This window comes from Tsuneonella dongtanensis (assembly GCF_001698205.1).
GTDB classification, from domain to species: Bacteria; Pseudomonadota; Alphaproteobacteria; order Sphingomonadales; family Sphingomonadaceae; genus Tsuneonella; species Tsuneonella dongtanensis.
Map to the genome: position 1 here is coordinate 1791352 of NZ_CP016591.1, position 19026 is coordinate 1810377.

Genomic DNA, 19026 nt, shown 5'->3' on the forward strand with positions numbered 1-19026 from the left:
GGTATCCCCGGCGGATGCTCTGGGGTCGCGGTAGGAAGAGCAAGACGCTCGTTACGCGCTTTGTCGCGGCCACGAACGCGCATGACGTCGAGACCATGCGGACCATGGTCACAGACGACTACACCTACATCGATAGCTGGCACGAAGGCGTGAGCGGGCGCGAAGCGGTCATGGACGGCGCGCAAAGGCTGTTCGATGCCGATCCGGGTTTCCGCATCGATGTCGAGACGATCAGTTACAGCGAACCTTTCGTTCTCTTGCGAGGATGGGCCAACAGCTCGGTCGCCGAGTTCGGTCGTCGCCGCGCAGTGTGGCGTGCCCGATGCGAGAACGGCCTTATTGCCGAATGGCAATCCTGGGCGGAGGGAGGCCCTCCCGCGTTCAACCGCCGATATTCGGCGGGCCCCGTTATGGACATGTCGCAGCAGGCTTCGGGGGACTCGGCCGCCGCCTAGGCTTGCAGTTAGGCAATAGACGTCGTGCGTGGTAGGGTCGGCTTCACGAGGGTCGCCCCTGGGTCGCATCGCTTCCGGGGAGGGAAGAGATGTCGAGACTGCTCGCACTGCCTGTCGCATTGTTCTGCTACACGGCCTTTTTCGTATCCTTCGTCTATCTTGTGGGCTTCGTGGCCGGGATCGACGCGCTGCCCACCCACGTCGACAAGGGCTTGAGCGCATCGCCGATCGTCGCTGCTGCGATCGATCTGGGACTTATCGCCCTGTTCGGTGTCCAGCATTCCGTCATGGCGCGCCCCGCATTCAAGTCTGCGTGGACCCGCGTGATACCGGCCGCGATGGAGCGATCGGTCTATTGCCTGGCCACGGCACTGTGCCTCCTGCTCATCTTCGTTTTCTGGCATCCCATCGCGGGGACCGTTTGGTCAGTGCAGAACGAAGTCGCGCGAATGGCGCTGTGGGGGGTATTCCTGCTCGGTTGGGCGATCCTCTTCATATCGACCTGGCTCATCAGCCACTTCGAACTCTTCGGGCTGTCGCAGGCCTGGCATCATTTCAGAGGCCAGCCTGTGCCCGAGCACACCTTCAAGACGCCCTTGTTCTACAAGTGGGTGCGCCATCCAATTTATACGGGCTTCCTGCTCGGATTCTGGGCGACGCCGGACATGTCGTTGGGCCACCTTCTGTTTGCCATCGGAACGACCGTCTACATCTTCATCGGCATTGCACACGAAGAGCGTGATCTCGTCGCCCACTTCGGAGAGGAGTACGCGCGGTATCGGGCGCGGGTCGGTTCGGTCTTTCCGGGGGTGGGCCGACGCTAGGGTCGGGCGGCCGCAAAACGATCGAGCGACCTTGCGTGCGCGCGGTGGGGCGATCGGGCCGCTGCCGATTGCTCTCGCTCCATTGCCGCCAGCGCTTCCGCCGTCAGTGGCAAATCGAGGGTTGCGTAGAGTTCGGCGATCGCCGTGCGCCAGTCGGCATCGAGCGCGTCGAATTCCACGGTGGCGACGCGGCCCTCGAACAGTGCCAGCCCTCGGTCGATCCGTTGCTGGCGCAGAGCCAGCTTGCGCCGCCATTCGACGCGGATGGATTCAACAGATCGGATGTCCGACTGAAATGCGGACTGGCCGGAAACCATCGAAATGGTGCTCTCAAGTACGGGCTCGATCTCCCGGCTCGCAACGACGATGCGGCACCGGGGAAACGCTGCAACCAGGACGGCCAGGTCCTCGGCGAACTGCGGGCACTTGAGAACGCGCGGACGATCCGCGTCGCCCATCGTCGCAGCGTCGGTTCGAAGGATGCGCGCGAATTCCGCATAGACCGGGGCCGCATCGCGCGCCTCGCTCCATGAAACGAACGAGGGGATGCGCCACTGTGCTTCGAAAGCGCACGTGCTTAGCGCGGCAGACAGCCAGCCGATCTCCTCGTCCGCACGCGTGGCCCCGAAAGGGTGGAGCGTATCGAGCCAGGGATTGATTCGGCGCCCGATCGCGAGCGCTGCCGCCGCTTTGGCTGGGCGCAGGTCCGGACGGGAAGGAACGGGATCGAAGCTGTTGCAGAAGCGCGTAGCGGCATGAGCCGGGTCAGCGGCTAGAAGGCGGTGGAGGCGCGTGGTCCCGCTGCGCATCTGTCCGACGACGACGATCGGCGGGGCGATAGCGGTCTTGGCGAGCGCAGGTTTCTCACGCCACAGCCGTCCGAGCGCGTGGCGCTTGCGGATCGCCGCCGTGAGCTGCCCGTATGCCATCGTGTGCCCAAGGGCATTGAGCTCCGCTTCTTCGCGCAATGCGCGGCAAAGCCGGTCGAGCCGCTCGCGAAAGTCGGCCACCTCGTCCCGCGAGCGTCCTCCAGTTTCGTCATCCGCGGTGTAACCCCGAGAGCCGACGGCCCACAGATATTCGGGGTCGAGCGGAGGTTTCGGGGTAATGCCGCTGCGCCAGATCTTGGCCAGAGCCCGATCGGCCATGCGCGCGAACGGTGCGACCGCGAGGGGATGCGGACGTGGCGGTGGCATCAGAACTCGTCTGCGATGTCGAGCAGCCGGGTCACAGACCTCGGGGCCACGGCGCGCCAGCTTCGTTCGAGCCAGTCGGCGACATCGTCCCAATCGACGCCCGACCGGTTGAGGATCAGCCCGACCCAGCCGCTCGCGCCATAGTATGCCGGTTTGTGGTAGGCATGCGGCTGCGCCTCGACGAGATCCTCGAGCTCATCCATGCTGCCCGTCTTGACCAGAAGCGAGATGTGCGGCGTGCCGTGATGCTGGTCCGCGAAATGGGCGAAGAACTTGCCCGATTTTTCGCTTCCAGCGCGCCACCCGGGCGAGCCGTGACTTTCGCGCTCATGCGCCTCCGGCAGCGCGAGGGCGAGACTGCGGACCCGAGAGAGCAGCCACGCCGGGTCGTTCGACCGCGAGACGTAGTCGCCCAGCACGCGGGGGTAGAGCTGGTGCTCGGCAATCAGGACCCGGGCGGCGAGCGTCGCTTCCGAATCGCCGGGCAGGATCGCCACTTCGGCCTGGCCAAGGACCTCGCCCGCATCCAGTTCTTCCGACACAAGGTGAACGCTGCACCCCGCATGGCTGTCGCCCGCCTCCAGCGCAGCCCGGTGCGTGCCAAGTCCGCGGTATTTCGGCAGGAGCGAGGGATGGACGTTGAGCATCCTGCCTTCCCAGGATCGCACGAAGTCTCCACCGAGCACCCGCATGTAGCCTGCCAGGGCGACATACTCAGCGCCTGCGTTACGGATCGCCGCATCCATCGCCGCGTCGTGGAGGCCGCGGTCCATGCCCTTATGGCTCATAGCGAAGGTGGAAACGCCCTCGGCGGCGGCCAGCTGCAAACCGGCGGCGTCGGGATCGTTGCTGGCAACGAGGACTATCTCGAAGGCGGCATCAGGGAGGCGGCTGGCGTAGAGCAGCGCCGCCATGTTGGTTCCGCTCCCGGAGATCAGGACGGCGACCTTTGCCGGGTCAGGCAAGATGCCGTGCTTCCCATGCGTCGCGCGCCGACCAGGTCTCCGCCGAACCGCGAACCGTGCAGCCACGCGGCCCCTCGATCACCTCTCCGATCCGCCAGGCAATCTCGCCGTTCGCTTCGAGATCGGCGGCCACCTCGCGCGCCATGTCGGACGCGACCGCGAGCACCATCCCGATGCCGCAATTGAATGTGCGGGCCATCTCGCCTGGCTCGATATGTCCCTGCGCTTGCAGGAACGCCATCAGCCGCGGCTGTTCCCATGCGTCGGCGTCGATCACCGCATGGGCACCTTCGGGAAGTACGCGAGGAACGTTCTCGAGCAATCCACCGCCGGTGATGTGCGCAAGCGCATCGACCTTGCCCGCGCGGACAAGCGGCAGCAGGCTTTTCACGTAAATCTTCGTCGGAGCGATCAGCGCGTCGATCAGACGCGTCTCGGGATCGAACAGGGCAGGGCGGTCCATCCGCCAGCCCATGTCCTCGGCCAGACGACGGACGAGCGAATAGCCGTTCGAGTGGACACCCGAGCTGGCGATGCCGAGCAGGACGTGCCCAGGCGCGACCTTGTCACCGGTCAGCTGTTCACCACGTTCCACGGCGCCGACGCAGAAGCCGGCGAGATCGTAGTCGCCCGTGGCATACATGCCGGGCATTTCGGCGGTCTCGCCACCGATGAGCGCGCATCCGGCCTGTCGGCACCCTTCGGCTATGCCTGCGATGACTCGCTCGGCGACGCCGTTCTCGAGCTTGCCGGTGGCGAAGTAGTCGAGGAAGAAAAGCGGCTCGGCGCCTTGCACGATGAGGTCGTTCACGCACATCGCGACGAGGTCGATGCCGACGGTATCGTGGCGGTCATGATCGATCGCCAGCTTAAGCTTGGTACCGACACCGTCGTTCGCGGCGACGAGGAGCGGATCGGTGTAACCTGCTGCCTTGGGGTCGAAGAATCCCCCGAAACCGCCGAGTTCGCTCGTCGCTCCGGGGCGAGCCGTCGATTTCGCCAGCGGTCCGATCGCGCGCACTAGGGCGTTGCCGGCGTCGATCGACACCCCGGCGGATTCGTAGGTGTAGGAGCGCGGGGGCGGACCGTTCGTAGCCATGAAAGCGCCCTGACGCATTCGCGCTTGGATTTCCATGCCCGTTTGGGCAAAAGGCCGCCAGTTTTCCCCTATGGCACCCAACCCTTCATCACTGCGCGACCCGCGCCGCGCCGCCATCATCACCGTCGTCGTGCTTGCTTTCGCCGCACTTCTGGTGGTCGGCGGTCGCGCGCTGCTGGCGCAGATCGGGGGCGATCGCGGCATCGCGGCGGTAGCGGCTTCGGGCGACATAGAGGTCGGTGGAATAGCCGTCGACGTCACCGCCAAGTCTGCCGAAGAGGCGCGCGAGCAGGGCTGGCGGGAGGCTATGCGCCTTGCCTGGAAGAAGATCGGCGGGCCGGCGATTCCCGATGGGCAGCTCTATTCGCTGGTTTCGTCGGTCGTGATCGAGCGCGAACAGCTCGGACCCAACCGCTACATCGCGCGGCTTGGCGTCGTATTCGACCGCGCTCGCGCGGGCGGTATGCTGGGGCGCGGCGGGGACGTGCAGCATTCGGCGCCGCTTCTGCTGGTGCCGGTGACGTTCAGCGCGGGCACCCAAACCGTCTATGAAATGCGCAATCCGTGGCAGCGCGCGTGGGCCGAATACCAGCCGGGAGCAAGCAGGATCGACTATGTCCGGCCCTCTGGGGCCGGCAGCGATTCTATCTTGCTGACATACGGTCAGACCGGTCGGCGCAGCCGGACTTGGTGGCGCAACGTGCTCGACCAGTTCGGTGCTTCGGACGTGCTGGTCGCGATTGCCGACCTCAAGCATCAATACCCGGGCGGACCGGTTCGCGGCGAATTCACCGCTCGCTTCGGACCCGACAACGTCTTCCTCGACAAATTTACGATGACTGCGCCGAGCCAGGAAGCGCTGCCGGCGATGCTCGATCGCGCAGTGCTGCGGTTCAACACGATCTTCGAGGCAGCGCTGGAGGAGGGCAAGCTCAAGCCCGATTCGACCCTCAACCTCGGTGCGCCGCAGATCGACCCGGCGTTGCAGCGCCTGATCGAGTTCGGTCGGGCCGCCGAAGCGCGGGAGCGCGCCGCGCAGGCCGCGGCCAATGCCGCTCCCGATACGACGCCCGACCCAGCGGCCACTGCAACAGCAGCGCCGGCGGTCGTCTCGAGCTTCAGCGTCCAGTTTGCGACGCCCAACGCGGCGGCCTTCGACTCGGCCCTCTCTGCCGTCCGCGGCACTCCCGGCGTGCGGGGCGCGGCCGCAACCAGCACCGCGATCGGCGGTACTTCGGTCATGACGGTGAGCTACGGAGGCGACGTCAACGCGCTCGCCGCCGCGCTGCGGGCGCGCGGCTTCACGGTCCGGCAGGCGGGAGCCGGGCTGGCGATCAGTCGCTGATGTCCCAGATTGCGCTGCCGCTGACCGTCCGCCGGGCGGACGATCCGGTGCGCATCGTCGTCGGTAACGCCAACCGGGCGGCGATCGATGCCCTCTCCGATCCGGCAAGCTGGCCCTACGGCACGGCCATTCTCGCCGGACCGCCCCGCTGCGGCAAGTCGCTCCTTGCGCGCTGGGGCGCAGCGCAGGGCGAAGTGGAGGCCATCGACGGGGCCGACGCCTTTGACGAGACGGAGCTGTTCCACCGTTGGAACCGGGCGCAGGAACAGGGCCACGCATTGCTTCTGGTCACCGATCGCGACCCTTGGGAAATCACGCTGCCGGACTTGCGCAGCCGCATGGGCGCGGCGCTTCATCTCGAGATCGGCGTGCCTGACGACGATATGGTTGCCGCGATGATCGAGGCCCACGCGGAAGGGCGCGGCCTTGCGCTGGGCGAGGGCGCGCTTACCTATCTCGTGCCGCGGCTCGAGCGGAGTTTCTCCGGGATCGAGGCGGTAGTGGCGACGATCGACCGGCTCAGCCTCGAACGGAAGGTCCCGCCGACGCAAGGTGTCTGGCGCGATGCGCTCGAAGCGGTGCAGGGTGCTGAACAGCCGCGCTTGCTTTGACGGGCGATCGGTGGGAGATTCGCGAAGAATGTTCGACAAGCTGACACGCTATCTCGACTCGGTGCGGGCGCGCGATCCGGCGCCGCATTCGCGATGGGAAATTCTCCTCTATCCGGGTGTCCTCGCCCTTGGTCTGCACCGCGTCGCGCATTGGCTTTACGAGGCGAAGCTCTATTTCCTCGCCCGTTTCGTAAACCATCTGAGCCGCTTCCTGACCGCCATCGACATCCATCCCGGTGCCGAGATCGGCGAGAATTTCTTCATCGATCACGGCTTCACGGTCATCGGCGAGACCGCGAGGATCGGGAACAACGTGACGATCTACCAGTGCGTGACGCTGGGCGGAACGAACCCGACCAACGGCGTCGGTGGAAAACGGCATCCGACGATCGGCGACAACGTGATCATCGGCTCGGGTGCACAGGTGATCGGACCCATCACCGTCGGCGAACGTGCCCGCATCGGGGCCAACGCCGTCGTTACCGACGACGTGCCGGAGGGCGCGACGATGATCGGCCTCAAGGCCCGTTCGACGCTGGTGCCGGCGGAGGAATGGGTCCGTGAGTTCATCCCCTACGGAACCCCTTGCGACGAGCCCTGCGCGCCCAGTCGCGACTGCGTCGAGAAGCTGGAGAGCGAGCTCGCGGCGCTGCGTGTTGAAATGGCCGAGCTCAAGGCCGCGATCCCGACCGCCGAAGTCGCCAGGCGCAGCGGAGCCAAGCGCGGATGAGCTTCGGCCCAGGGAGCGGCTCGATCGTCCCGTTTCCCGGTCGTGCTCCCAGTCAGGTCGGTTTCGAGCGTGAGGAGCTGTCGCGCATCCTCGACCTCTACGGCCGGATGGTCGCCGCCGGCGAGTGGCGCGACTATGCGATGGACTTCACCCGCGATTTTGCTTCATTCGCGGCCTTCCGTCGCGCGGCGGAGCGTCCTCAGGCGCGGATAGAGAAACGCCCTTCATTGAGGGCGCGGCAAGGGATGTGGACCCTTTTCGGGGAGCACGGACAGATCCTGAAACGCGGTCATGAGCTCGCCGGGGTCCTCGCCCCGGTCGAGCGTCGTCTGGTCAAGGCAGTCGGCGACTAGCCGCGAGTGGAACTCGGCGCCGCGTCGCCCATCACCTTCTGCATGGCCTTGAGGATCGCACCCGATTGCTCGGCGCCCGAGTTGGGAGCGACGAGGTTGGTCTGAGAGGAGATTTCGGCCCAGTGGGCGGCGAAGCCCTCGACGGTGCGCTCGCCCTCGGGCAGCCACACGGCGTCGTTCATCATCACCCATGCCGAATGGTAGCCGCCGCCGCCCGCGCCGACGATGGCGTTGGTCGGTGCGTCCTCGCTGACGAGGTAGAGCGCGGCGGGGACGACGTTCTCGGGGGCGAACAGCTTAAAGGCCTGCTCCGGGAAGAGGTCCTCGGTCATCCGCGTGCCGGCGACCGGGCTCAGCGTGTTGACCTTGATGTTGTACTTGCCGCCTTCGAGCTGCAGCGTCTTGGTCAGGCCCGCCAGACCCAGCTTTGCCGCGCCGTAGTTCGCCTGGCCGAAGTTGCCGAACAGGCCGGTCGACGACGCGGTCATCAGGATGCGTCCGTAGGCCTGCTCGCGCATCGTTTCCCAGCATGCCTTGGTGACGAAGGCCGAACCGGTCAGGTGCACCTTGAGGACAAACTCGAAGTCTTCGGGGCTCATCTTGGCGAAGGTCTTGTCGCGGAGGACGCCCGCGTTGTTGATGAGGACGTGCACGCCGCCCCACTTCTGCTTGGCGTCGGCGACCATCTTTTCCATCTGCTCGTAATCGGTGACCGAGCCGCCGTTCGACATGGCGGTGCCGCCGGCCGCCTCGATCTCCTCGACGACCTTCAGCGCCGCGTCCGAATGACCGGTACCGTCACGTGCGCCGCCGAGGTCGTTGACGACGACCTTCGCCCCGCGGCGGGCGAGTTCGAGCGCGTATTCGCGGCCCAGACCGCCGCCCGCACCGGTAACGATTGCGACCTTGTCCTTGAACGAGATGGTCATGGCGAATGTGCTCCTGCTGCTGGGGCGCGGTTTACGCGCGCGTAAAGTCTGGGTCGGCGTTGGCACCATCCGCGCTGCGATGCAACAGGGGCGAGGGCGGGGCGCGATGCCGTAACGTCAGAGCGACTCGAGCGCCGGGATCAGCTCAGGGAGCGAATCGATCACGGCGTCGGCGCCCATCTCGTGCGGGTGCAGGTCGTGGTACCCGAAGGTCACCGCAATAGTCGGTACGCCTGCGGCGCGACCCGCCCTTACGTCGTAGGAACTGTCTCCGACGAAGGCGATCCGTCCGCCGCCGCATCGCTCGCGCGCTTCCCAGATGGGGTCGGGTGCGGGTTTGGCCCTGCCTTTGCCCAGGGTATCGCCGCCAATCACGCAATCGAACCGATCGTGCATGTCGAGCGCCTTGAGGACCCCACGGGCGAACTCCTCGAACTTGTTCGTAACCACTGCCAGCCTGACCCCGCGTCCCCGCAGCGTGTCGAGCATGTCGACAGCGCCGGGAAACGGCTGAGTGTGGTCGGCGAAATGCTTGCCATAATAGGCGAGCATCGCCTTGTAGAGCTCGCGAAACCGACCGTCTTCGCACCCCCCTTGATCGTCGATCGCGCGCCGCAGCATGATCTTGGCCCCGCCGCCGATGAGGTCCGTCGCGCTTTCGATTGGCACCGCGAGGAAGCCGCCCAGGGTGAGGGCATGGTTGACTGCGGTGCCAAGGTCGCGATGGGTCTCGAGGAGCGTGCCGTCGAGGTCGAACGCGACGATGTCGAACTGAAAATCGGCCATGCGTCACGCGGTAGCGGGGATTCTTCCAACCGCAAGCAATCGGTGGCATGGCGCCCGGCATGAACACACCACGCGAATTCGCCGCCGTCATCCTTGCCGCCGGCAAGGGCAGCCGACTCAAGAGCGGGCTGCACAAGGTTCTCCACCCCATCGCCGGACGTTCGATCATCGATCACCTGCTGGCATCGGTCGCAGCACTGGAACCCGCGCGCACGATCGTGATCGTGGGGGACGAACGGCAACAGGTGATCGACCGCGTCGGCGACAGGGCCGAATGCGTCGTCCAGGAGCCGCAACTGGGAACGGGTCACGCGGTCGCGCAGGCGAAGGACGCACTGTCGGGATTTACCGGGGACGTTCTCATGCTCCTCGGCGACGCACCTTTCATCAAGACCGAAACGATGTCCGACATGCTGGCACGCCTTCGGGCGCCCGATGCGCCGGCCGTGGTGGTGCTTGGCTTCGAGCCGTCCGATCCGCTCCAATACGGCCGCGTGATCACGCACGCGGACATGACGATCGAGAAGATGGTCGAGTTCAAGGATGCGAACGAGGCAGAACGGGCGTGCCGCCTGTGCAACTCCGGCCTGATGGCCGCGCGCGCGGAAGACCTGTTCGATCTGCTCGGGCGCCTCGACAACGACAACGCCCAAGGGGAATTCTACCTGCCCGACATCGTCAACGTGGCAGTGCGCGACGGGCGAACCTGTGCGGCCGTGCGAACCGACCACCCCGACGAGGTAGCCGGCATCAACAGCCGGTCCGAACTCGCCCAAGCCGAGGCGCAGTGGCAGCAGCTCAAGCGCGCCGAAGCGATGGCGGCGGGTGTCACGCTTCGCGCGCCCGAAACGGTGTTCTTCAGCTACGATACCGAGCTCGCGGCCGATGTGACGGTCGAGCCGAACGTCGTCTTCGGTCCCGGAGTGACCGTGGCGAGCGGCGCGACGATCAAGGCGTTCTGCCACCTCGAGGGTGCGACAGTGGGCGAGGGTTGCGAAGTCGGGCCGTTCGCTCGCTTGCGACCCGGTGCGGTGATGGAGAAGCGCGCCAAGGTTGGCAATTTCGTCGAGATGAAGAAGGCCGTCTTAGGCGCGGGCGCCAAGGCCAGCCATCTCACCTACCTCGGCGATGCCGAGGTCGGCGCTGGCGCGAATATCGGCGCGGGTACCATCACCTGCAACTACGACGGGTATTTCAAGCACAAGACGGTGATCGGGGAGCGGGCCTTCATCGGCTCGAACAGCGCGCTGATCGCGCCCGTGCGCATCGGGGCAGACGCCATCGTCGCGGCAGGAAGCGCGGTAAGCCGCGATGTGGACGACGGGGAATTGCGGATGGTCAGAGCCGAGCAACTCGTAAAGCCCGGCTGGGCGGACCGCTTCCACGACGCCATGAAAAAGAAGAAGGCGGCGGAGAAGAACAAGAGAGGCGGGCGTTGAGCGAACCTGCCACCTGCTGGCTCTGCGACCGTCCCCTGGGTGACCAGTTCGACTGGCACCATCCCGTGCCCAAGTCGAAGAAAGGAAGGGTGAAGGTGCCGGTTCACCCGATCTGCCACCAGGCGATCCATGCGAACTTCACCAACGCCGTGCTCGCGCGGATCGGCGGGGACCGTGCCGTCCTGCTCGACAACGCGGCGCTGGCGAAATTCGTCACGTGGGTAGCGGACAAGCCGCCCGACTTTCACGCCCCCACGCATCGCAAGGGCTAGGCGATTTCCTTCGCCTCCTGCTGGTCGACCTTTTCTTCCCAGGTGCGGAACTCGCTCCGGCTGAGGAGATAGCGCCAACGCGCTTCGTCGAACGTGATCAGTTTGTCCCGCACCGCGCGGACGACGTCCGCCTTGCGCTGTTCGGACCAGTGGACCTTGTGCGACTTGGGAAGGCCCGCTCGCTTGATAGCTGCAGAGACCGTGCTGTCATATGGGTACGCCATGCCAATTTACTCCTAGACGCCCCCCGTCTGAAGCAAATCTCACCGGCAACGGTTAATTACGGATTGTCGCGAATGGTTACTTTTCGGTTGAGCATCCCGACCGTGCGATACGAGCGACGAACCGAAGTCACTGGCGCGGAAGGACGATCCTTACCGCAGCGATGGCCAGCGCAGCCGCCCCCATGTCGGCTATCCAGTCGTACCAATCGGCATCGCGGTGAAGGGCGGGAATCGCCTGGAAGACCTCGATCGCGCCCCCGAAAATCCCGAGGGAAGCAAACAGGAGCAGGGCCGGGGAGGCGCGCCAGCCCGCCGCGGCGAGTCCGCCCAGGGTGAAGAAGGCCAGCATGTGCATGACCTTGTCCCCCTGCTCGATCGGAATGGTTGGCGAGCGGGGGATGAGCGCCATGACGAACGAGAATACGGCGCACACGAAAAACGCGCGCCGCAGCCAGGGCTGCGCACGCGCGTCGTTCAGGAAATCGCGGATGGTCAGGCTTCGACGTGCTCAGCGAGCACCGTCAGCCCGTTTTCGCCGACCTCGGCGAACCCGCCGCGGATCTCGATGTTCTCCGGCTGGCCACCTTCGGTGCGGAACACCTGCAGCGCGCCGTCGCGGATGGTCGACATCACGGGGGCGTGGCCCTCGAGCACACCGAAGTCGCCCTCGGTGCCGGGGACGACCACCATGTGGACGTCCTCGGACCGGACCAGCTTCGCCGGGGTCACCAGTTCGAAGTGGAGTGCCATTCGCTTAGGCGTCCTCGGCCAGCTTCTTGGCCTTTTCGACCGCTTCCTCGATCCCGCCGACCATGTAGAACGCGGATTCCGGCAGGTGGTCGTACTCGCCGTCGACGACCGCCTTGAACGACTTCACGGTGTCCTCGATCTGCACGAACTTGCCCGGGATGTTGGTGAACACCTCGGCCACGTGGAACGGCTGCGACAGGAAGCGCTGGATCTTGCGCGCGCGGGCGACGGTGAGCTTATCCTCTTCCGACAGTTCGTCCATGCCGAGAATGGCGATGATGTCCTGCAGCGACTTGTACTTCTGCAGCACTTCCTGGACGCGGCGGGCGGTCTGGTAGTGCTCTTCGCCGACGACGCGCGGTTCGAGAACGCGCGAAGTCGAGTCGAGCGGGTCGACCGCCGGGTAGATGCCCAGCTCCGAAATCGCGCGGCTCAGCGTGGTCGTTGCGTCCAAGTGGGCGAACGAAGTCGCCGGCGCCGGGTCGGTAAGGTCGTCCGCGGGAACGTAGATCGCCTGCACCGAGGTGATCGAGCCCTTGGTGGTCGAGGTGATGCGTTCCTGCAGGTTGCCCATGTCGGTCGACAGCGTGGGCTGGTAGCCCACGGCCGAAGGAATACGGCCGAGCAGCGCCGACACTTCCGAGCCCGCCTGGGTGAAGCGGAAGATGTTGTCGACGAAGAACAGCACGTCCTGGCCTTCCTGGTCGCGGAAGTATTCGGCCATGGTCAGGCCCGACAGGGCGACCCGGGCGCGGGCGCCCGGGGGCTCATTCATCTGGCCGAACACGAGCGCCACCTTCGAACCTTCCGAGGTCGCGTTGCCGTCGGCGTCCTTGGCGATAACGCCGGCATCGAGGAACTCGTGGTAGAGGTCGTTACCCTCGCGGGTACGCTCGCCGACGCCCGCGAAGACGGACACGCCGCCGTGACCCTTGGCGATGTTGTTGATCAGCTCCTGGATCAGCACGGTCTTGCCGACGCCGGCGCCGCCGAACAGGCCGATCTTGCCGCCCTTGGCGTAGGGGGCGAGAAGGTCGATAACCTTGATGCCGGTGACGAGGATCGACGCTTCGGTCGACTGGTCGATGAACAGCGGAGCCTCGGCGTGGATCGGCGCCTTCATGTCCGAGTTGATCGGACCGCGCTCGTCGATCGGCTCACCGATGACGTTGACGATACGGCCGAGCGTCTTGGGGCCGACCGGCACCGAGATCTGAGCGCCGGTGTTGCGAACGGCCTGGCCGCGGGTCAGGCCCTCGGTCGCGTCCATCGCGATCGTGCGCACGGTGCTCTCGCCGAGGTGCTGGGCAACCTCGAGCACGAGCTTGTTGCCGTTGTTGTCGGTTTCCAGCGCGGTGAGGATCGCCGGCAGTTCGCCTTCGAACGCGACGTCGACGACGGCGCCGATGACCTGGCTGATGGTGCCGGTGGTGGTCTGGTTGAGCACGGGGGCGGTGGCCATGTTCGTTTCCTTGCCTTCGATCTCTTAGAGCGCTTCCGCGCCCGCAATGATTTCAATGAGTTCGGTGGTGATCGCGGCCTGGCGGCTGCGGTTGTACTGGATGGTCAGCTTGTTGATCAGCTCGCCTGCATTGCGCGTGGCGTTGTCCATCGCGGTCATCGAGGCGCCCTGTTCGGAGGCCTGGTTCTCGAGCAGCGCGCCGAAGACCTGGGTCTTGAGGTAACGGGGCAGCAGTTCGGCGAGGATTTCTTCCTCGTCGGGCTCGTACTCGACCGCGGCCTGGCTCGTGGTGGCCGTCTCGGGGGCGGGGACGGGGATGATCTGGAGCGTGGTCGGCTCCTGCGTCAGCGCCGACTTGAACTTGCTGTAGAACAGGTGCGCGACGTCGAACTTGCCGGCCTCGTACATCTCCATCAGCTCGGCGACGATACGCTCGGCCTCGGCGTAGCCGGGCTCGCGCACGTCGGTCGTATCGAACATCTGGGCGATGTTCTGCGGGTGCGCGCGGCGGATCGGCGCGCGGCCCTTGCGGCCGACGAGGTAGAAGTCGACGTCCTTGCCCGCGGCACGCAGCTCACGCGCCTTGGTCAGCGCGGCGCGGACGATGTTCGAGTTGAACGCGCCTGCGAGGCCCTTGTCGCTGTTCGCGACGACGAGCAGGTGACGCTGGTCCTTGCCGGTGCCGGCGAACAGCTTGGGCGCGCCTTCGGCGCCCGCGACCTTGCTTGCGAGCGAGGCCATCACCGCACCCAGCCGCTCGGCATAGGGGCGCGCGGCCTCGGCCGCCGCCTGCGCCTTGCGCAGTTTCGCGGCCGCAACCATCTGCTTGGCCTTGGTGATCTTCTGGGTCGACTTGACCGAGTTGATCCGACCCTTGAGTTCCTTCAGCGAGGCCATTTCGGCTCCCTAGCTAATCGTCTCGGGTTCAGGCGTACTGCTTGGCGAAGGCGTCGAGACCGGCCACGGTCGCCTTCTTGGCGTCGTCGCCGAAGTCGCGCGTTTCGCGGATCATCTTCAGCGCATCGGCATGCTCGGCACGCATGAACGCCAGCATCTTGGCCTCGTAGTCGGTAACCTTGTCGACCGGGACGCTGTCGAGATAGCCGTTGGTGCCGGCGAAGATCGACACGGTCTGCTCCTCGAACGGCATCGGCTGGAACTGCGGCTGCTTGAGCAGCTCGGTCAGCCGCGCACCGCGATTAAGCAGCTTCTGCGTCGAAGCGTCGAGGTCCGAGCCGAACTGCGCGAACGCGGCCATCTCGCGGTACTGCGCGAGCTCGAGCTTGATCGAGCCCGACACCTTCTTCATCGCCTTGGTCTGCGCGGCGCCGCCGACGCGGCTGACCGACAGACCAACGTTGATCGCCGGGCGGATGCCCTGGAAGAACAGGTTGGTCTCGAGGAAGATCTGGCCGTCGGTGATCGAGATCACGTTGGTCGGGATGTAGGCCGACACGTCGCCCGCCTGCGTTTCGATGATGGGGAGGGCAGTGAGCGAGCCAGAGCCGTTCGCCTCGTTCATCTTGGCCGCACGTTCGAGCAGGCGGCTGTGCAGATAGAACACGTCGCCGGGGTATGCTTCGCGGCCCGGCGGGCGGCGCAGCAGCAGCGACATCTGGCGATAGGCGACCGCCTGCTTCGAAAGGTCGTCGTACACGATCACGGCGTGCATGCCGTTGTCGCGGAAGAATTCACCCATCGTGCAGCCGGTGTAAGGCGCGAGGTACTGCAGCGGCGCGGGCTCCGATGCGGTCGCGGCGACGATGATGGAATATTCCATCGCGCCGTTTTCCTCGAGCGTCTTGACGAGCTGTGCGACGGTCGAGCGCTTCTGGCCGACCGCGACGTAGATGCAGTAGAGCTTCTTGCTCTCGTCGCCGCTCGCGTTGACTTCCTTCTGGTTGATGAAGGTGTCGATCGCGACGGCGGACTTGCCGGTCTGACGGTCACCGATGATCAGCTCGCGCTGGCCGCGGCCGACGGGGACGAGGGCGTCCAGCGCCTTGAGGCCGGTCTGCACGGGCTCGTGCACCGATTTGCGCGGGATGATGCCCGGGGCCTTCACCTCGACGCGGCGGCGCTCGTCGGAGACGATCGGGCCCTTGCCGTCGATCGGGTTGCCGAGCGCGTCGACGACGCGGCCGAGCAGGCCCTTGCCGACGGGGACGTCCACGATGGTGCCCGTACGCTTGACGCTGTCGCCTTCCTTGATCTCGGAGTCAGAGCCGAAGATCACGACGCCGACGTTGTCGGCTTCGAGGTTGAGCGCCATGCCCTGCACGCCGTTGGCGAACTCGACCATCTCACCGGCCTGGACCTTGTCGAGACCGTGAATACGGGCGATGCCGTCACCGACCGAAAGCACCGAGCCGACTTCCGAGACTTCCGCCTCGGTGCCGAAGTTGGCGATCTGGTCCTTGATGACCTTGCTGATTTCTGCGGCGCGAATTTCCATGACGTCTTTAGCCCTTCATGGCCTGAGCGAGGGAGTTGAGGCGGGTGCGGATCGATCCGTCGATCCGCTTCGATCCGATGGTGACCACGAGCCCGCCGAGCAGGTCCGGGTCCACCTTCGTGGAAAGCTTTACGGTGCGGCCTTCGCGCGCGGTCAGCTTGGTCTTGAGCTGGTCGATCTGCGCGTCGGTCAATGCGTGGGCGCTGGTGACTTCGGCGGTCACTTCGCCGCGCTGCGCTGCCGCGATCGTGCGGAAGGCGCGGATCATGTCACCCAGCTTCGAAAGGCGACCGTTGGCGGCCAGCGTGCCGAGGAATTTCTTGCTGAGGTCGGACAAGCCGAGCGCTCCGGCCACAGCCTCGATCGCCTGGCCCTGTGCAGAGCGCCCGATCTGGGGATTGGTGGTCAGTTCGCGCAAGTCGGCCGATTCGTCGAGCCCTGCGGCGAGAGTGTCGAGGTCCGATTCGACGGCAGTGACGGTCCCTGCCTCGCTGGCGAGTTCGAACAACGCCGAGGCGTAACGCCCTGCAAGGCTAGCCTGAATACCGGCGGAAATATCCACGCGCGATGGTCCTCTTGGATCCGGGAAAAATCGGTTTTGCCGCCTCGCCGGAAAGTGGGGTGCCGCAAGGCTCCCCGGGCAAGGCTGGCGCGCCCCTATCACCGGGTTTGCTGCGATGCAACCGGAGTCGGGAAGGGATACTATGCCGAGGCCACTGGCTGAAGTATGATCGAGGAAAATCGAACGGGAGAGCGGTGATGGAATGGACCCCGATGGCCGAGAAAATCGGCGCCGAGGTGAGTGGGATTCGGCTAGCGGATGTCGATGGCGCCGAGCTCGAGGCGCTGAAGCAACTCGTCTACGACCGCGGGGTAGCGGTGCTGCGCGACCAGGAGCTCAGCCCGGAGGAGCACATTGCGCTCGCCGAGCGTTGGGGCGGGATCGACATCAACAACTATTTCCCGCTGCAGGAAAAATACCCGCAGATCGCAATCGTGCGGAAGGCCGCGGACCAGCAGACCAACATCGGCGGTGCCTGGCATACCGACCATTCCTACGACCAGGTCCCGGCGATGGGCTCGATCCTGGTCGCACGCACTCTGCCGCCTTCAGGTGGCGACACGCACTTCGCGCACATGGGGGCAGCTTACGATTCGCTGCCCGACGACCTCAAGGCCGAGATCGAGGACCTTAAGGCCTTCCACACCGCGGATCACGTCTACAAGGCCGACGGGATCTATGCGCAAACCGATCAGGGCGCCGACTTGCGTGGCCATGACCTCAAGACGGGCGCAATCCACCCCGTCGTAATCCGGCACCCGCATACGGGTCGCAAGCTGCTCTACGTCAACGGCAGTTTCACGATCAATTTCGTCGGCAAGACGCGCGAAGAGAGCCTTCCTCTTCTGGCGAGGCTGATCAATGCCGCGCTGACCGAGGACAACCAGTGCAAGGTAGTCTGGCGGCCGGGTACGGTGACGATCTGGGACAACCGCACCACGTGGCACAACGCCATGAACGATTACCACGGCCACGCGCGCGAAATGCATCGCATCACGCTGAGCGGAGAGGCGCTGGCCGCCTAGTCCCTCTTCGGCTGACAGGAATAGACCAGGCGCTCCGTCGCCTGCTGCGGCAGCATCGAGGCGACGCCGGACTGCATCTCGCCAAGCTCGCTGGCGGCATTCTGTGCGCCGCAAGTGGGTGCCTTGTACTGCGCCCGAGCCTCGCGGGCCCTGGCCATAGCGGACTGGGAGAGCGGGAAACGGTCGGTGCGGAAGACCCGCGTTTCGGGATCGAAGCTGTTTACCGAGATAGTGTCCTCGTCGTTGGGCACGAAGAGGCGGGTCCACTTACCGTCGGCAAAGCCGTACTGGGTGCGGCCGTTGACGCAGCCGTCGGGGTTCCAGCCGAAATCGAGATCCTTGGGCGGCTGGCCGACGATGCGGCTGCGATCGGGTTGGATGGAGCAGCTGAGGTCGGCCGCGCCTGCGCTATCGGGGGCGACGCCCTGATCGCCTGATTCCGGTCTCTCAGCCATTGCGTCCGCAACGCGGCGGTCGATCGCGTCCAGCCCCGGCCGGGTGAACCACACCGCCAGCGATGCCACCGCCGCCACCGCGGCAAGCGCGCCCGCGATCCGCATCTTCTTGCCGCCGTCATCGGCTGCCCGCAGGTTCCAGGAGGCGAAGCCCGATCCGGCAGCGAGCAGGAGAAGGATGCCGGCCAGCGCCATCGCGTTCTCGCGGTCATCCATCACTGAAAGCTGCGCTTCGAGCCGTGCACGCTCGCGCCGCTCCCGGTCGGTCTCGGCACGCTGCGCGAGTTTGGCGCGCGCTGCGGCTTGTTCCGCTTCAAGTCGTTCACGCTCAGCCGCGTCGAGCTGCGCCATCGATCGGCAAGGCATCGCGTTGACGGCTGGTTCGATACCGGCGGACTTGAGAAACGGCAGGAGTTCTCTGTTCGACACTGCGAACGAGAATTCCGCGTCGGAGCCGTCGTCGGACGTCGTGCCGAAACTGTTCACTCCGACGACCCGGCCGCATCCGTCGAGCAAGGGACCGCCCGAGTTGCCGCGGGCGATCGGCGCTGTGTGCAGGACCGAATCGAAGTCGCGGCTCGGCCGTGTGCCCGAAACGAAACCCCGGCTCTTCACGGGCGGCTGTGGCCGGAAGAGGTCGGATAGGTCGAGCCCTTGGGCCCGGTCGACGTTCATCGGGTAGCCCACCGCGGCGACCTCGTCACCGTCGCTCGCAACACCGCCCGCAACCGTCAGGGCCGGCAAGCGCAGCGCCCCCGTGGTCTCGATTACCGCGAGATCCTTGGCGCTCGATACCGCGATCACCTTGCCATAGTCCGCGCCGTCGCCATCGGGCGGGACGATGGCGATACGCAGGGTATCGTCCTGCAGCACTTCGCGAATCACGTGCGCATTGGTCACGATACGGTTGGGCCGGACGGCAAAGCCGGTGCCATGACTGACCGGAAACACCCGTTCGCCGTCGGTTCCCATGATGACTACGCGGACTACCCCGCGCGCGGCGGCGGCGATGTCCGCCGCTTCAGGCCGGACGGTGGCGGGAAGGATGAGGGCGGCAAACGCAGCCAGCAGCGCGAACAGGCGAAACAT

At 65.7% G+C, this 19026-nt stretch carries 22 protein-coding genes; 9 read left to right on the forward strand and 13 right to left on the reverse strand.

Translation table 11 applies throughout. The features are described from left to right. Positions 1–14 precede the first annotated feature (14 nt). Together A6F68_RS08735 and mddA are read left to right on the forward strand one after the other, a co-directional pair. Positions 15–455 (forward strand): nuclear transport factor 2 family protein, encoded by a 441-nt coding sequence (locus tag A6F68_RS08735; protein WP_067678710.1) that lies wholly within the window; start codon positions 15–17, stop codon positions 453–455. A gap of 89 nt (positions 456–544) precedes the next feature. Then, positions 545–1279, forward strand: a complete 735-nt coding sequence (gene mddA / locus A6F68_RS08740; RefSeq protein ID WP_067678713.1) for a methanethiol S-methyltransferase — start codon at positions 545–547, stop codon at positions 1277–1279. Here the strand turns inward: mddA and A6F68_RS08745 are convergent. From A6F68_RS08745 to purM, 3 genes are read right to left on the reverse strand one after another with little or no spacing between them, the layout of a single operon-like run. After that, positions 1276–2475 carry a sulfotransferase gene (locus tag A6F68_RS08745; protein ID WP_067678716.1) on the reverse strand — a complete coding sequence of 400 codons (1200 nt, stop codon included), beginning with the start codon at positions 2473–2475 and terminating at the stop codon, positions 1276–1278. The two genes, mddA and A6F68_RS08745, sit on opposite strands and share 4 nt — an antisense overlap. Further along, positions 2475–3440, reverse strand: coding sequence for a phosphoribosylglycinamide formyltransferase (purN, locus tag A6F68_RS08750; protein ID WP_074428299.1), 966 nt, complete (start codon positions 3438–3440; stop codon positions 2475–2477). The genes A6F68_RS08745 and purN overlap by 1 nt, the downstream gene beginning before the upstream one ends. Further along, a complete protein-coding gene (gene purM / locus A6F68_RS08755; protein ID WP_067682358.1) occupies positions 3433–4539 on the reverse strand; it encodes a phosphoribosylformylglycinamidine cyclo-ligase in 1107 nt (368 codons plus the stop codon). The genes purN and purM overlap by 8 nt, the downstream gene beginning before the upstream one ends. 70 nt (positions 4540–4609) lie before the next feature. On the opposite strand from purM, the gene A6F68_RS08760 reads away from it, so the two are divergent. From A6F68_RS08760 to A6F68_RS08775, 4 genes are read left to right on the forward strand one after another with little or no spacing between them, the layout of a single operon-like run. After that, on the forward strand, positions 4610–5884 hold the full coding sequence (locus A6F68_RS08760) for a hypothetical protein (protein ID WP_067678722.1): 1275 nt from the start codon (positions 4610–4612) through the stop codon (positions 5882–5884). Further along, positions 5884–6495, forward strand: coding sequence for a P-loop NTPase family protein (locus A6F68_RS08765; RefSeq protein ID WP_067678725.1), 612 nt, complete (start codon positions 5884–5886; stop codon positions 6493–6495). Before A6F68_RS08760 ends, A6F68_RS08765 begins: the two co-directional genes overlap by 1 nt. Positions 6496–6523: 28 nt before the next feature. Further along, positions 6524–7225, forward strand: a complete 702-nt coding sequence (gene epsC, locus A6F68_RS08770; protein ID WP_067678728.1) for a serine O-acetyltransferase EpsC — start codon at positions 6524–6526, stop codon at positions 7223–7225. Further along, a complete protein-coding gene (locus tag A6F68_RS08775; protein WP_067678730.1) occupies positions 7222–7578 on the forward strand; it encodes a DUF2794 domain-containing protein in 357 nt (118 codons plus the stop codon). The genes epsC and A6F68_RS08775 overlap by 4 nt, the downstream gene beginning before the upstream one ends. Here A6F68_RS08775 and A6F68_RS08780 read toward each other — a convergent pair. Both A6F68_RS08780 and A6F68_RS08785 read right to left on the reverse strand, forming a co-directional pair. Then, positions 7575–8507, reverse strand: a complete 933-nt coding sequence (locus A6F68_RS08780; protein WP_067678733.1) for an SDR family NAD(P)-dependent oxidoreductase — start codon at positions 8505–8507, stop codon at positions 7575–7577. The two genes, A6F68_RS08775 and A6F68_RS08780, sit on opposite strands and share 4 nt — an antisense overlap. Positions 8508–8624: 117 nt before the next feature. After that, positions 8625–9293 (reverse strand): HAD-IA family hydrolase, encoded by a 669-nt coding sequence (locus A6F68_RS08785; RefSeq protein ID WP_067678737.1) that lies wholly within the window; start codon positions 9291–9293, stop codon positions 8625–8627. A 59-nt stretch (positions 9294–9352) separates the two neighbouring features. On the opposite strand from A6F68_RS08785, the gene glmU reads away from it, so the two are divergent. Together glmU and A6F68_RS08795 are read left to right on the forward strand one after the other, a co-directional pair. After that, complete coding sequence (gene glmU, locus A6F68_RS08790) at positions 9353–10732, forward strand: bifunctional UDP-N-acetylglucosamine diphosphorylase/glucosamine-1-phosphate N-acetyltransferase GlmU (protein WP_067682361.1); 1380 nt, start codon at positions 9353–9355, stop codon at positions 10730–10732. Continuing rightward, positions 10729–11004 carry an HNH endonuclease gene (locus A6F68_RS08795; RefSeq protein WP_067678740.1) on the forward strand — a complete coding sequence of 92 codons (276 nt, stop codon included), beginning with the start codon at positions 10729–10731 and terminating at the stop codon, positions 11002–11004. Before glmU ends, A6F68_RS08795 begins: the two co-directional genes overlap by 4 nt. Here the strand turns inward: A6F68_RS08795 and A6F68_RS08800 are convergent. From A6F68_RS08800 to A6F68_RS08830, 7 genes are all read right to left on the reverse strand, one after another. Then, complete coding sequence (locus tag A6F68_RS08800) at positions 11001–11228, reverse strand: DUF1153 domain-containing protein (RefSeq protein WP_067678743.1); 228 nt, start codon at positions 11226–11228, stop codon at positions 11001–11003. The genes A6F68_RS08795 and A6F68_RS08800 overlap by 4 nt on opposite strands. Before the next feature lie 127 nt (positions 11229–11355). After that, positions 11356–11637 carry a VanZ family protein gene (locus A6F68_RS08805; RefSeq protein ID WP_084001771.1) on the reverse strand — a complete coding sequence of 94 codons (282 nt, stop codon included), beginning with the start codon at positions 11635–11637 and terminating at the stop codon, positions 11356–11358. Positions 11638–11720: 83 nt separating this feature from the next. Next, on the reverse strand, positions 11721–11978 hold the full coding sequence (locus A6F68_RS08810) for an ATP synthase F1 subunit epsilon (protein ID WP_067678749.1): 258 nt from the start codon (positions 11976–11978) through the stop codon (positions 11721–11723). 4 nt (positions 11979–11982) lie between these two features. Further along, complete coding sequence (atpD, locus tag A6F68_RS08815) at positions 11983–13440, reverse strand: F0F1 ATP synthase subunit beta (protein ID WP_067678752.1); 1458 nt, start codon at positions 13438–13440, stop codon at positions 11983–11985. A 24-nt stretch (positions 13441–13464) separates the two neighbouring features. Beyond that, the gene (locus A6F68_RS08820; RefSeq protein ID WP_067678755.1) at positions 13465–14337 is read right to left on the reverse strand and encodes a F0F1 ATP synthase subunit gamma; all 873 of its coding nucleotides are present in this window, start codon (positions 14335–14337) and stop codon (positions 13465–13467) included. A gap of 28 nt (positions 14338–14365) precedes the next feature. After that, positions 14366–15895 (reverse strand): F0F1 ATP synthase subunit alpha, encoded by a 1530-nt coding sequence (atpA, locus tag A6F68_RS08825; protein WP_067678758.1) that lies wholly within the window; start codon positions 15893–15895, stop codon positions 14366–14368. Positions 15896–15902: 7 nt separating this feature from the next. Then, positions 15903–16457, reverse strand: coding sequence for a F0F1 ATP synthase subunit delta (locus tag A6F68_RS08830; protein WP_067678761.1), 555 nt, complete (start codon positions 16455–16457; stop codon positions 15903–15905). Between the two features lie 197 nt (positions 16458–16654). Between A6F68_RS08830 and A6F68_RS08835 the strand changes: the two genes are divergently transcribed. Continuing rightward, a complete protein-coding gene (locus A6F68_RS08835; protein ID WP_067678765.1) occupies positions 16655–17482 on the forward strand; it encodes a TauD/TfdA dioxygenase family protein in 828 nt (275 codons plus the stop codon). Here A6F68_RS08835 and A6F68_RS08840 read toward each other — a convergent pair. Further along, positions 17479–19026 carry a S1 family peptidase gene (locus A6F68_RS08840; protein WP_067678768.1) on the reverse strand — a complete coding sequence of 516 codons (1548 nt, stop codon included), beginning with the start codon at positions 19024–19026 and terminating at the stop codon, positions 17479–17481. The genes A6F68_RS08835 and A6F68_RS08840 overlap by 4 nt on opposite strands.